Raw genomic sequence first — 13,640 nt, forward strand, 5'->3', positions numbered from 1 at the left:
GACATTAATTTGACGGGGCGCTTCGGTTTACTCTTCGCTATCTACCAATTCTTGATAACCAGCAGCATCAAGTAGGTCATCTAATTCACTTTCATTATTTGCTTTAATGCGAAATAGCCAACCTTCTCCGTAAGGCGCGCTGTTTACCAGCTCTGGAGAACCATCTAACTCTTCATTTACTGCGATAATTTCACCCGATAATGGTGAATAGATATCTGATGCAGCTTTTACTGATTCCGCGACTGCACAATCATCACCTGCTGCCACTTCTCTACCCACTTCAGGTAGATCAACAAACACCATGTCACCTAATAATTCCTGTGCATGTTCAGTAATACCGATAGTGTATTCACCATTACCTTCTGAACGGATCCACTCATGAGACTGCGCGTATTTTAATTCACTAGGTATTTGACTCATTGACCTTACTCTCCATTTAAAATAATTGTGCGTGTTATACCAATGCTTTACCTGAACGAACAAAGCCAGGTTTTACCACTTCTACTGGCATCTCACGATTACGCATTAATACAATTGCGCTATCTTTTATACCTGCGGGAACTCTTGCTAATGCAATACTAAAGCCTAATGTGGGCGAGAAAGTACCACTTGTAATCACACCTTCTCTTAATTCCCCCAAATCATCAGTAAAGTGTACGGCAGTACCTGCACGCAACACACCTTTCTCTCGCATGACAAGGCCGACAAGTTTATCTGTGCCTGTTGCGCGTAATTTTTCTAATGCTTCACGACCAATAAATTGACGATCTTCAGGTGCCCATGCAATCGTCCAGCCCATATTCGCTTCAAGTGGATTAATAGTTTCATCCATCTCTTGGCTATATAAGTTCATTCCCGCTTCTAAACGTAATGTATCTCTTGCGCCTAATCCGGCAGGTTTAACACCCACCGCTAATAATTTTTTCCAAAAATCGACAGCTTGCTCTTTTGGCATTGCAATTTCATAACCTGCTTCACCGGTATAACCTGTTGTTGCGATAAACAAGTCATCAAGCTCTACGCCATAAAAAGGCTTCATAGCTGAAACAACTTGGCGTTGCTGTTCAGTTAATAAACGTTGAACCTTTTCTTGTGCATGAGGGCCTTGAACCGCGATTAATGCCAAATCGTCACGAACAGTGATATCAACGACATAATCTGAAGCATGATGCTCAATCCATGCCAGATCCTTTTCACGAGTAGCGGAGTTCACCACAAGGCGATAGAAAGAATCATCAAAGTAATAGACGATAAGATCATCAATTACACCACCTGATGCATTAAGCATACCGGTATAAAGCGCCTTACCTTTTTCGGTGAGTTTAGCGACATCATTCGCTAATAAATAACGTAGGAAATCTTTAACTTGCGAGCCATGTAAGTCAACAATGGTCATATGAGAAACATCAAACATACCTGCATCACGGCGTACATTGTGATGTTCATCTATTTGAGAGCCATAATGCAGTGGCATCATCCAACCATGAAAATCGACCATACGAGCACCGCAGGCTACGTGCTCATCATACAACGGAGTCTGTTTTGCCATTCTTCCCTCTTTCTACTTTTACTTTAGATTATTCAGAGAACGCAATTTGTTAAATATAAAATTAAACTTGATTAGAAATCAGCGTATTAATCACGAGTTTAAGTTTATTTTTAAACAGAGATTTAACAAATACGAGCAATTAACGTACAACGCAAACGATACCATCTTCTTGAACTTAGCATTGTCAGAAAAAATAAACCATAAGTTAAAATAGGGTATTGTGTTTCTCAATCATAATAGAGAGATATGAGTATGCAGAACTAATGATTGCAATTATGCGTATCAGCGCTCATTTTTAGCGAGGAATTCCTATAAAAAAGGAATTAGTGCAAAGAATAGACTGAAAAAATAGATTTTTTTAGTTCTATTTCTTCAGTCAGATATAAATAAAAGTAATGTGAAATAAGAGAGGAATTAGATTTTTTCAACTGAAGTGAAATTTTTATCACTTAACCATTCAGGTAAATCAGAAAGTCCCATTGCTTGTTCAAGTAACTTTGGTTTTACGCCCGGTAAACTATCTGCTAACGAAAGACCGATATCTCTAACCAGCTTTTTAACTGGATTGTTGCCAGCAAAAAGTTCACGAAATCCCTGCATACTTGCCAACATAATAGCAGCAGCATGTTTGCGACGACGCTCAAATCGTCTCAAGTAGAGATATTCACCAAAATCTTTACCTTCTGCTTTTAAGCGACGGATCTCACCGATTAACTCAGCAACATCCATAAAGCCAAGGTTAACGCCTTGTCCAGCTAAAGGATGGATAGTATGTGCCGCATCGCCTAATAATGCTAAACGAGGCGCTGCAAATTGGCGTGCATAACGACCTGTTAATGGTATGGTCATACGATCACTGATTAATTCACATTGGCCTAAACGCATATCAAAAGTCACACCTAATGTACGCTCAAACAGTTTTTTTTCTGCGTTTTTATAACTTTCAGCGAGGTTATTTGGTAAAGACCAAACGATAGAACAAGTATAAGGATCAGAAAGAGGCAGGAATGCCAAAATACCTTCGCCATGAAAGACTTGGCGAGCAACATTATCGTGGGGTTGTTCAGTACGAATAGTCGCGACTAATGCATGGTGTTCATAATCCCAAAAAGTCAGAGGAATATCTGCATGTTTGCGTAACCATGAATTAGCACCATCGGCTCCGACAACTAATCTTGCCGTCAACATTTCACCATCATTAAGGGTAATAAATGCATCATTTTCCCCCCAAACAACACGTTCAATTTGTGTCGATGAATAGAAGGTTATATCACTGTGGCTTTCACATTTTTGCCAAAGCACTTCTCGAATAAGATTATTTTCAATAATAGAGCCTAAATGGCTGAACCCTTCTTTTTGTGCCGAAAATTCAATACGACCAAAACTATCTTGATCCCAAACTTCCATACCTTGATAAGGTGCAGTTCGTAATGCTTGTAAACTTTCCCAAACACCTAATTTTTTTAGCAACATTTCACTGGCTGTATTAATAGCAGATACCCGTAATGAAAAATCATCTTGCGGGTGAAAATGTTTTGTTACTGGGTGATTTTCTATTATCGCTATCCGTAATCCACACCCGTGTAATCCGCAGGCTAATGCAAGCCCCACCATTCCACCACCAGCAATAACAACATCAAATGATTTCATAATAAAAGTATCCTAAAAAGCGATTATATTTAGTCTGTCCAGCCAAGTGTTTGATGCGCCAATTTATCTCTCATCATTGGAAGCAACTCCATCGTCATTAACCCTAAGTTGCGAGAAACAATCAGTGGCACACAACGATTTGCAAACACTTTCACCAACCCATCAGTAATAGAGATTGTTTTTTCTCTATCTTGTTGGCGAAGCCGTTGATATTGAGAGAGCACTCGATAACTACCAATATCAGCATTGGCATTAATCGCTTGAGTGATCGTATTGGCGAGTGCCATAACATCACGTAAACCGAGGTTAAAACCTTGCCCTGCAATAGGATGAAGTGTTTGCGAAGCATTGCCAACTAACGCTAAACGATGACCAATAATTTGATTGGCTTTTTGTAGTGCTAAAGGGTAGCAATTGCGTTTACCAATATGTTCTATTTTTCCTAAACGCCAGCCAAAGTCACGCTGTAAATGTGCAACGGTTGTTTCATCATCCCACTGTGAAATTTCATCCCATTTTTCAATCGGATGACACCACACTAATGAGCTGCGCCCTTCACTCATCGGTAACATGGCTAATGGGCCAAATTCAGTAAAACGCTCGAAGGCTTTTCCCTCTGGGTCTATTTCTGTTTTGACATTAGCAATTACAGCGACTTGATGATAAGGCTCACGTTGCCATTGAATATGGCATTGGTGGCCTATAGGCGAATTTGTACCATCTGCTGCAATCAGTAAATCACCTGTTACTTGCGTACCATTATCAAGCGTTACCTCAACGCAGTCGATATTACGCTGAACTTGTTCAACTTTAGCAGGGCAATAAAGCGTGATATTAGATTGCTTTTTTAGCTTGGCAAAGAGTAGCCGCCCTGCATCATGCAACTCAATCACATAACCCAGAGCTGAAATATCATAGTCTTGTGCATCAATATTAACAAAACCACAATGACCTTTATCAGAAACATGAACATGATTAATGGGAGTGACAAAAGGTTTTAATGTTGACCAAAGCCCGATTTGCTCTAACCGTTTCGCTGTTCCATGAGCCAATGCGATCGCTCTTGCATCAAACCCCGGATGCCCATTCTCAGGCTCTTTTGCTTCAATTAACGAAATTGAAATCTTACCTTTATTTAATGCAGAGAGTGCAAGTGCTAATGTCGCACCGGCCATTCCACCACCCACAATAATCACATTCATGCTGATTTTAGCCTTAAATTTTTCCTGCCATCAGAGCTTCAATTTCATCAGGATCTTTAACGACAGATGCCGTTAAGTTCTCATTACCTGTTTCAGTGATAACAATGTCATCTTCAATACGAATACCAATCCCACGATACTCTTGTGGTACATCGGCATCTGGCGCGATATATAACCCCGGTTCGATAGTCAGCACCATGCCTGGCTCTAAAATACAGTCACGGTCTGTGCCATAATGTCCAACATCATGAACATCAAGACCTAACCAATGGCTTAAGCTATGCATAAAGAAACGCTGATAAGCTTTTGTTTCAATAAGATGCTCGATTTCACCGTGCATAATGCCTAGTTTAACCAATCCTTCGACCATGATATACACGACATGCTCAGTGACTTCTTTGATGCTTGTACCAGGTTTATACAATTCCAAAGACACATTGATGGATTTTAAGACAATGTCATAAATTTCACGTTGTTGACGGCTAAATTTACCATTGACAGGGAAAGTACGGGTGATATCACCAGCATAACCTTCATATTCACAGCCTGCGTCAATGAGTACTAAATCCCCATCACGCATTTTGGTTTCGTTTTCGGTGTAGTGCAAAATACAACCATTTTCACCGCTGCCGACAATACTGTTATAGGAAGGAAAACGCGCACCATGAGAGACAAACTCATGTTCAATCTCACCTTGAAGTTGATATTCATACATACCAGGCTGACATTTTTGCATCGCACGCGTATGTGCTAATGCAGTAATTTTTCCGGCTTTACGCAGTAATTCAAGTTCAAAATCAGATTTAAATAGGCGTTGCTCATGAACAATTGGACGCCAATCAATAATAATTTGTGGTGCTTTTAAATTACGACGAGAACCTTTTCTTAAGGTTTCTAATGCATTAAAGACTATCTCATCAGCAAACGCATATTCACCTTGAGCATGATAAACAACATCTAACCCGTTTAATAATTGGTAAAGTTGTTCATTAACATCTTCATAAGGTAGCGCCTTATCAACGCCCAATTTTTCAGGTGCAGCTTCTTGCCCAAGGCGACGACCAAACCAAATTTCAGCGGTTAAATCTCTAACACGATTAAAAAGCACACTATGATTATGTGTTTCATCACTTTTAATCAGCACAAGAATAGCTTCAGGCTCACTAAAACCCGTTAGATAAAGGAAATCACTATGTTGACGATAAGGATACTCACTATCGGCATTACGTTGCGCTGGTGGTGCAGCGAAAAAGATAGCTGCACTCGCAGGCTTCATTTGAGCTAATAATGCCTGACGACGGGATAAAAATTCTTGCTTATTCATACCCACTCCTGTCTTTCATTTATCTTTATGGTTATCTAATTAATGATGAAATTAATGTAGTACACGTTGCTCATTTTGTTCGTTATTGTCTTTGTCTTTTGGTGCGACAAAAGTGATATAACAAAGTTGAACGGATACTTTTACATATTCACTGACTTCTTCAAGTGCATCTTCAAGTTCTTCTTGGTTTTCGTCTTCTTCGTAACCTAGCGCACCTATATTACGCAAATCAGTAATCACTTCGGTCAATTCTTTATGATCAGACAACTTAGGTTGAGCAACTCCCAATCCTAAAAGAAAATGATTAACCCAACCCGCAAGCGCATCAGCTCTTGAAAAAACCGATTCCGACTCGTCAGGCACTAACATAAAGAAGTTAAACACACTGTCATCAAGCTGTTCATAGGTGATGTGATAAAGCTCTTCAAGCGGCTCTGATAGCGTTTTAGGAAAGGCTAAACCTTCATTAGTCAGATCGTGCAATAAGGTTTTCCAACTGCTATCGCGCACTGCACCGCAAATAAATCCTGTAATCAAACCATGCATTTCAGCCGCAGTTAAAGGTACTGTATGTTGCTGTAATAATGCATCAATAGTTTGATAATTTGGTAATGTGTTCTGTTTTGACATAAGAATAAACGTCGCATTTAGGGGAATAGTTCAAGATATGCTACCATCAATAGAAGTCGCTGTACCAGTTAAGCCATGTTAATCATTGGAATTTTTGCAGTAATAGCGTTTAATACAGTGTTATAACCGTATACACTACTAAACACGTAGCACAGATTTTATGTCAGGAAGGAATCATGTCCGCACAACCCGTTGATCTTCAAATTTTTGGGCGCTCATTACGTGTCAATTGCCCACCAGAACAAAGAGATGCTTTACTGGCTTCTGCTGCTGAACTGGAACAACGATTACAAGATCTCAAAGAACGCAGTGGTGTTTCCAACACAGAGCACTTAATTTTTATCGTGGCATTAAATATGAGTCATGAGTTGGCAGAAGAAAAGTTAAAAACCAGAGACTATGCCTACAACATGGAAGAAAAGATAAAAATGCTACAACAATCCATTGAACAAGCTTTACACGATCAAGGCAAGCACCATGATCGCACTTTTTCAACTGCGAAGTAGATTTGTTCAGAAAGCATGCGTATACCACGAAATTCACAGATAATAGGTTGCTTTCTACAATTAAAATAATACAATAGTTCATAGATAAGGTGCTTAACGCACCCACCAAATTTCTCTGAGATGTTTGCCAGCGGGCCAGTCCCCTGAGCCGATATTCGAAACACATAGAACGTGGTGATCTGTTGCTTGTGAGCATACCCGATTCGTTCAGGCAGCCTAATGGTAGCAACACTATGTTCACCTTGGACCATGGGTTCAAGGGTTACAGCTTGCGGCGGCATCTTGGAGACCCTACTAAAGTTCTAAACATTAAGTATTTTATAACTACTTAGTGTTTAGAACTTTTTTTATGCTTCTATTCTCATATCTTCAACCTCTTCGCTTTCTTACCTCTAAAGTGTGATAAATTGATAAAAATGATGATTCCCACTTAACACTAAGCACTTATTGATGGATTAATGAATGACGCATACTTCACTTTTTCAACAAAGAGATGAAATCCGCAAAACTATTCGCCAAAAACGACGTTTACTGACATTAGACGAACAACAACAGGCTGCTGATAAATTATGTGAGCAAGTTCTTACTCATCCTAAAATCAAGCCAGCGCAGACGATTGCACTATTTCTTTCTTTTGATGGTGAAATTGATACATCACCTTTGATCTCTCAACTATGGGCATTAAATAAACAGATTTGCTTACCTGTATTACACCCATTTCATCGTCATCACCTCCTTTTTTTGCGCTACACACCTTCTACTGTATTAGTCAAAAATCGCTTTAATATTTCTGAACCCCCTTTAAATGTGAATATGGTTATTCCTATCTCTAATATTGATATTATTTTTACACCATTAGTGGCTTTTGATACCCAAGGCCAACGATTAGGTATGGGAGGTGGTTTTTACGATAGAACACTAGAAAACTGGCAACAAAAATCATTTTACCCAATGGGGCTTGCTCATACTTTCCAACAAGTTGATTATCTTCCTATTGCTAATTGGGATGTTCCATTACCTGAAATTATTACACCTAATAAAAAATGGAGCTTCAATAACTAACTTATATATATTAATTTTTATTTTCCACCATCTTTGTTTTTTTATATCATTATCTTACATTATTAGTTTAAATCTCTATTTTTAACCAAACTGTATCTAAGATGAAAAATAGAGAAAACACAAAGATTATAAAAAGTATCAATATAATTCTGAATCTATCGGGAAAACAATTAAACAATGACAATTTAACTAATAATGAATGTAATAACACTATTTCATCATTAGAAAAAACCTACGCTTTTAAACTAAGAAAAAAAAGCATTCATCATGTTTTTAAAAAACAATTAAATCATCCAATTATATTTTTAGACAATTTAGAAAACATATTTATTATTTTAAAATATAATGATCATGAGTTTCTGATTTATAACCTACAAACTGACCAAATGGAAACATGGAACAAAGAAACATTAATAAAAAACAGTGCACATCACTATTATTATCTAGATTTTTTAACAAAGCATTTTTTTGATATTTCTTGGTTTATTCCTACTTTTATGAAATATCGTTCATTCTTTCAAAGTGTTTTATTTTACTCGTTGATTCTTCAGCTGCTAGCACTTGCATCTCCTCTAGTCATACAAATAATTATGGACAAAGTTATTATACATCGAGCTTTGTCCACACTTGATGTATTAGTAATAGGTCTTATTTTTGTAGCTATTTCAAGCTCTGTACTTCAGGGAATAAGAGAATATATTTATCATCATACTGCTAATAAAATTGATATGTTACTGAGTTTAAAATTGACTCATCATTTATTCAAGTTACCTATTAGTTACTTTAAATCTCGCCAAACAGGTATTATTGTCACCCGTGTAAAAGAACTTGATATTATTCGAGAATTTATTACAAAGACCTTATTAATGTTATTAGTTGACTTCTCATTTATTTTTATTTTTCTGTTTGTTATGGCATATTTGTCATTAAAGTTAACATTAATATTTCTTACCACCATTCCACTCTATTTTATATTAGCTAAATTAATTGCACCAAAAATAGAAAACACAGTACAACAACTTTATCAATGCTCGGCAACAAATAGTGCTTTTTTAACAGAAACACTAGGAGGCATAGAAACAATAAAAAGTCTTTCATTAGAACCGCGTTTTACACAACAGTGGAATACGCAAATTCATCAACTAACTAATGAAAATTTAAAATTGCAAAAAATTGATAACCTATCGCAATACATTGTTTCATTTTTACAAAAAATAACGATAGCCACTCTTTTATGTCTTGGTGCCTCTGAAGTGATTTCACTCTCAATGACCATAGGTCAGCTAATAGCATTTAATATGTTGTTAACTCATTGTTTGCAACCTTTAAGTTCTGCAATAGAAGTTTGGGGAAAGTATATAAGAACAAAAACGGCTGTTTATAATTTACAAGACATTCTTAATCTTCCAATAGAGCAAGAAAAAGCACATAAGAAAATTATATTACAAGGTGAAGTGAGTTTTGAGAATGTAAGTTTTTACTATCAACATGATGCTCCCGCCATTTTAAAGCAAATTTCTCTTGTGATTAAAAAGCATGAAACTATTGGCATAGTTGGAACTTCTGGATCAGGAAAAAGCACATTAGCACGCATGATCGCAGGACTTTATATACCACAATTAGGACTAGTTAAGCTTGATGGAATTCCTGTTTGCGAAATTCCTCCCACAGTATTACGTCAACAAATAGGATTTGTATTACAAGAGAATTTTTTATTTCATTTAACCGTTTTTGATAATATCCGATTAACCCAACCATCAGCCTCATTAGATGAAGTTATTCATGTTGCTAAATTAGCAGGTGCTCATGAATTTATTTTAAAGCTTCCTTTGGGATACGATACCTTAATTGCTGAAAATGGCAGATCTTTATCTGGGGGACAACGCCAACGTATAGCAATTGCCAGAGCCTTACTATCATCACCTAAGATTTTAATTTTTGATGAAGCCACTAGTGCATTAGATGGCGAGTCTCAAGCCATAATTGAAAAAAATCTTCCTCTTATAACGCAAAATAAAACCGTCATTATGATAGCTCATCGCCTTTCAACAATAAAAAACTGTGACCGCATTATTGTATTAGAAAATGGTCAGATAATTGAAGAAGGAAAACATAATGAATTGATTAAAAAAGATAGTTCTTATAAAAAACTTTGGCTACATCAACAAGGATAAAAATAATGAAATCAAAAATCAAACAACTCATTAATCATTATTTTAAAGCTAAAAAAGAGCCTAAAAACTATGATTTTTACCCTAATCATATTGCAGTGCTTGAAAAACTACCAACACCTTATAGCCGTATTATTGCGATAATAATTTCATTAAGCGTTATTATATTTATACTCTGGGCATATATAGGAAAATTGGATGTACTCTCATCAGCAATAGGGAAATTAGTTGTTTCAGGTTACTCTCAACAAATTCAAATTTATGAACATAGTCGCTTAACAGCAATCCATGTAAAAAATGGTCAACAGGTTTCAAAAGGAGAAGCTTTATTAACACTCGATATTTTAGGTGTTGATGAAGAGATTAATAATCTAAAAAATAAAATAGAGAATCTATTATTACTAAAAATCCGTTATCAAGCCTTAAGCCAAATTACTTTACCTGATACATTCCCTCAATTTAATTTATTAAATGAGAAAAACAAAGAATCAATTTTATTAAGTTATAAAAAAGAAAAAGATGAATTTGATGCCAGTATCAACAATATTAATGCTGAAATAGAAACTAACAATAAAAATAAACTCCTTACTCATCAGGAAATTGACTCATTAAATAAATTAAAGAAGAATATTGAAAATCGCTTTAATATAAAAAAGACACTTTATGATAAGAAAATCATTAGTACTATGGAATTTTTGGAAAATCAACATGAACTACTAGAAATTAATCGTTTTATTAAGAGGAAATCATCAGAATTAATTATCTTATCCAGTCAAGAAAAAAAGCATATTAAAGAACGCGACAGATTAGAAAAACAAAAATATCTAGAGTGGTATGACAAATTTAAACAATATGAAAGTGAAATTTTTCTTTATCAGCAAAATCTTTATCATGCTCAGAAACGTCAGCAATTAAAAATTGTACGCTCTCCTGTTACAGGTACTGTCCAAGAGCTCTCTGTTCATACTCTAGGAGCCGTATTACAACCTTCACAAGCAGTAATGGTAATAGTACCAGATAATCAACATAATGTTGCAGAGGTAAATATTCTCAATAAAGATATTGGTTTTATCTATCCAGGACAAAAGGCGGTAATTAAAATTGATGCTTTTCCTTATACCCGTTATGGCACCATTGAAGGAACTATTATCAATATAGCAAAAGATTCCGTACAGCATGAACAATTAGGCTTAGTTTATCCAGTCCTTATTGAACTAGATAAACAAGCTATTGGTGAAGATGAAGAGCAATATCAGCTTGCCACAGGGATGTCTTTAGTCGCTGATGTAATTATTGAAAAACGTCGAGTGATTGATTATTTACTCAGCCCAATAGAAGTTTATCGTCATGAAGCATTAAGGGAAAAATAATAGAGAGATATCTATGAATAATATAGCTAAAAATCATCTTCCTCTTCATCCTTCAATTATTGATGGGTTAATTTATTTTTCAAAAGAAAATAAGAATTCATTAAAAAAAGAGCAGCTTATTCATTTTTTAGGTGATACTAATCATCTTTCAGAGTTAAATATTATTGAAGCTGCTGAACAGCTAAATTTAAAATGCGAATTCTCTCACCTTAATAATAAAGATGAAAGTATCATTGATACACTTATTGAAATAAACGGATATTGGTATATTCTAAAGAAAAGAATAAATGATAAATTAATTATTATTAATCCAAGTACTAACACAGAAAAAATTCATCATATTAATAAAAACATCACTTTTCCAACGCTGCTAATTATTAATAAGATACTTACAAATAAACTAAGCAAGTTTAGTTTAATGTGGTGTATTCCTTCTTTATTAAAACAAAAAAAATCATTATGTTTAATTTTTATTTTATCTTGTTTTATTCAATTATTTTCCTTGGTAAATCCAATCATTTTTGAAAAAATCATTGATAAGGTATTAACAGGAAGAAGCTTATCTAATTTACAGGTTTTAGGTTGGGTGCTTGTACTTATTGCTGTTATAGAGCCTATATATCTTTTAGTACGGGATAAACTTTATGCTTTTGTTTCTTGCACCCTAAGTGCGGAATTTTCTGGTAAAATTTATAAGCATCTCATTCGATTACCAAATCAGTTTTTTAATCAACGTCAATCTGGACAAATTATCTCTCGTATTCAAGAGCTTGCCCATATTCGCCAATTTATTACTGGCTCAGCACTGATGATGGTGTTGGATTTTATTTTTATTATCGTGTTTATTTCTGTAATGTTTGCTTACTCAGTTTTATTAACTTGGATAACCATAGCAGCATTAGTACTTTATTTTTTACTCTGGCTGATACTTGGCCCAATGATCCGTTATTGGGTTGAACAAGAGTACCAAGCGAATGCCGATAATACGAGCTTATTAACTGAAGCCATCAATGGTATAGAAACCATTAAAATAACAGCAACAGAAAACCAATTTATTGAAAAATGGCAATATAAGCTCACCAACCATATTCTTAAGCGTTTTTCTGCTGCCAAAAAAGCGTTACTTGCTCAGCAATTAATTGGCGCTGTTCATAAAATTACTATGGCAATTATCTTGTGGCATGGTGTGAACTTAATTATGAAGGCACAGTTAAGTGTGGGAGAATTAGTGGCTTTTAATATGTTTGCCGCTCATATTACACAACCTATTTTACGTTTAGCTCAACTCTGGCAAGATGTTCAACAAACTAGCATCTCAATACGTCGTATTGGCGAGATCCTCAATACTCCCACAGAGTATCAACATCAAGGGCTTGCCACTGTACCGCATATTAAAGGAAATATAGAATTTTCTCATGTACGCTTTCGGTATACAGACAATACTCCAGATGTGATTGAACAACTTTCTTTCGCTATTCCTGCAGGAAAGTTTATTGGTATTACAGGACCATCAGGTTCAGGGAAAAGTACCATCACACGTTTAATTCAACGTTTTTATACCCCACAACAAGGGCAAATTTATATAGATGGCATGGATCTCGCGATTGCCGATCCCCTTGCTTTACGCCAATCGATTAGTGTTGTTTTACAAGATAATTTTTTATTTAGTGGCACTATTATGGAAAATATTCGTTTATCAAAACCTGATTGTAACGAAGAAGATATTATTGAAGCGACCAAATTAGCAGGGGCTTTTAATTTTATTACTCAACTCCCTAATGGGTTTAATACGCAAGTAGGAGAAAGAGGAAGTAATTTATCAGGGGGGCAGCGTCAGCGCATTGCTCTAGCAAGGGCACTTTTACCTAATCCGCGCATTCTTATTTTAGATGAGGCAACATCCGCATTAGATTATGGCTCAGAAGCTGAAATCTTAGCAACCTTTCCTGCTATTTGTAAAAATAGAACGGTAATTTGTATCGCTCATCGACTTAATTCCATTTCTATTTCAGATTATATTTATGTCATTGATAAAGGTCGTATATTAGAAGAAGGTACACATACAGATTTATTAAATAATAAAACACTTTATCAGCAATTGTGGCAACAACAGACACAGCAATAAACCATAGTAAGTGATGAATCATAAAAATAAAGGCTCAAATTATTGAGCCTT

Annotated in this window: 11 protein-coding genes and 1 other RNA gene; 6 read left to right on the forward strand and 6 right to left on the reverse strand. The window is 35.7% G+C overall.

Translation table 11 applies throughout. The features are described 5' to 3' along the window. Nucleotides 1-27: 27 nt before the first annotated feature. The 6 genes from gcvH to CUB63_RS07330 all read right to left on the reverse strand — a co-directional run bounded on the left by gcvH (nucleotide 28) and on the right by CUB63_RS07330 (nucleotide 6,355). On the reverse strand, nucleotides 28-420 hold the full coding sequence (gene gcvH, locus CUB63_RS07305; protein WP_006533681.1) for a glycine cleavage system protein GcvH: 393 nt from the start codon (nucleotides 418-420) through the stop codon (nucleotides 28-30). Between the two features lie 34 nt (nucleotides 421-454). After that, on the reverse strand, nucleotides 455-1,549 hold the full coding sequence (gene gcvT, locus CUB63_RS07310; RefSeq protein ID WP_072063348.1) for a glycine cleavage system aminomethyltransferase GcvT: 1,095 nt from the start codon (nucleotides 1,547-1,549) through the stop codon (nucleotides 455-457). Between the two features lie 414 nt (nucleotides 1,550-1,963). After that, nucleotides 1,964-3,199: an FAD-dependent 2-octaprenylphenol hydroxylase gene (gene ubiI, locus CUB63_RS07315; RefSeq protein WP_109847776.1), complete on the reverse strand. Its 1,236-nt coding sequence runs from the start codon at nucleotides 3,197-3,199 to the stop codon at nucleotides 1,964-1,966. 29 nt (nucleotides 3,200-3,228) lie between these two features. After that, on the reverse strand, nucleotides 3,229-4,401 hold the full coding sequence (ubiH, locus tag CUB63_RS07320) for a 2-octaprenyl-6-methoxyphenyl hydroxylase (protein WP_109847777.1): 1,173 nt from the start codon (nucleotides 4,399-4,401) through the stop codon (nucleotides 3,229-3,231). 13 nt (nucleotides 4,402-4,414) lie between these two features. Beyond that, nucleotides 4,415-5,725 carry a Xaa-Pro aminopeptidase gene (gene pepP / locus CUB63_RS07325; protein WP_109847778.1) on the reverse strand — a complete coding sequence of 437 codons (1,311 nt, stop codon included), beginning with the start codon at nucleotides 5,723-5,725 and terminating at the stop codon, nucleotides 4,415-4,417. A gap of 51 nt (nucleotides 5,726-5,776) precedes the next feature. Continuing rightward, nucleotides 5,777-6,355, reverse strand: coding sequence for a YecA/YgfB family protein (locus CUB63_RS07330; RefSeq protein ID WP_109847779.1), 579 nt, complete (start codon nucleotides 6,353-6,355; stop codon nucleotides 5,777-5,779). A 176-nt stretch (nucleotides 6,356-6,531) separates the two neighbouring features. Here CUB63_RS07330 and zapA point away from each other — a divergent pair, with 176 nt between their 5' ends. The 6 genes from zapA (at nucleotide 6,532) to CUB63_RS07360 (ending at nucleotide 13,589) form a co-directional block, all read left to right on the forward strand. Then, nucleotides 6,532-6,861 carry a cell division protein ZapA gene (gene zapA / locus CUB63_RS07335; RefSeq protein ID WP_023581530.1) on the forward strand — a complete coding sequence of 110 codons (330 nt, stop codon included), beginning with the start codon at nucleotides 6,532-6,534 and terminating at the stop codon, nucleotides 6,859-6,861. 109 nt (nucleotides 6,862-6,970) lie between these two features. Beyond that, nucleotides 6,971-7,154, forward strand: a non-coding RNA gene (ssrS, locus tag CUB63_RS07340) — 6S RNA. 169 nt (nucleotides 7,155-7,323) lie between these two features. Then, nucleotides 7,324-7,923 (forward strand): 5-formyltetrahydrofolate cyclo-ligase, encoded by a 600-nt coding sequence (locus CUB63_RS07345; RefSeq protein ID WP_109847780.1) that lies wholly within the window; start codon nucleotides 7,324-7,326, stop codon nucleotides 7,921-7,923. Nucleotides 7,924-8,024: 101 nt separating this feature from the next. Next, on the forward strand, nucleotides 8,025-10,097 hold the full coding sequence (locus CUB63_RS07350; RefSeq protein ID WP_109847781.1) for a peptidase domain-containing ABC transporter: 2,073 nt from the start codon (nucleotides 8,025-8,027) through the stop codon (nucleotides 10,095-10,097). A gap of 5 nt (nucleotides 10,098-10,102) precedes the next feature. After that, complete coding sequence (locus CUB63_RS07355; RefSeq protein ID WP_202608235.1) at nucleotides 10,103-11,464, forward strand: HlyD family type I secretion periplasmic adaptor subunit; 1,362 nt, start codon at nucleotides 10,103-10,105, stop codon at nucleotides 11,462-11,464. Nucleotides 11,465-11,477: 13 nt separating this feature from the next. After that, entirely contained in the window at nucleotides 11,478-13,589 is a 2,112-nt protein-coding gene (locus tag CUB63_RS07360; RefSeq protein ID WP_109847782.1) for a type I secretion system permease/ATPase, read from the forward strand. The last annotated feature ends 51 nt before the right edge of the window (nucleotides 13,590-13,640 follow it).

The organism is Proteus penneri (assembly GCF_003144535.1).
Taxonomy (GTDB): domain Bacteria; phylum Pseudomonadota; class Gammaproteobacteria; order Enterobacterales; family Enterobacteriaceae; genus Proteus; species Proteus penneri.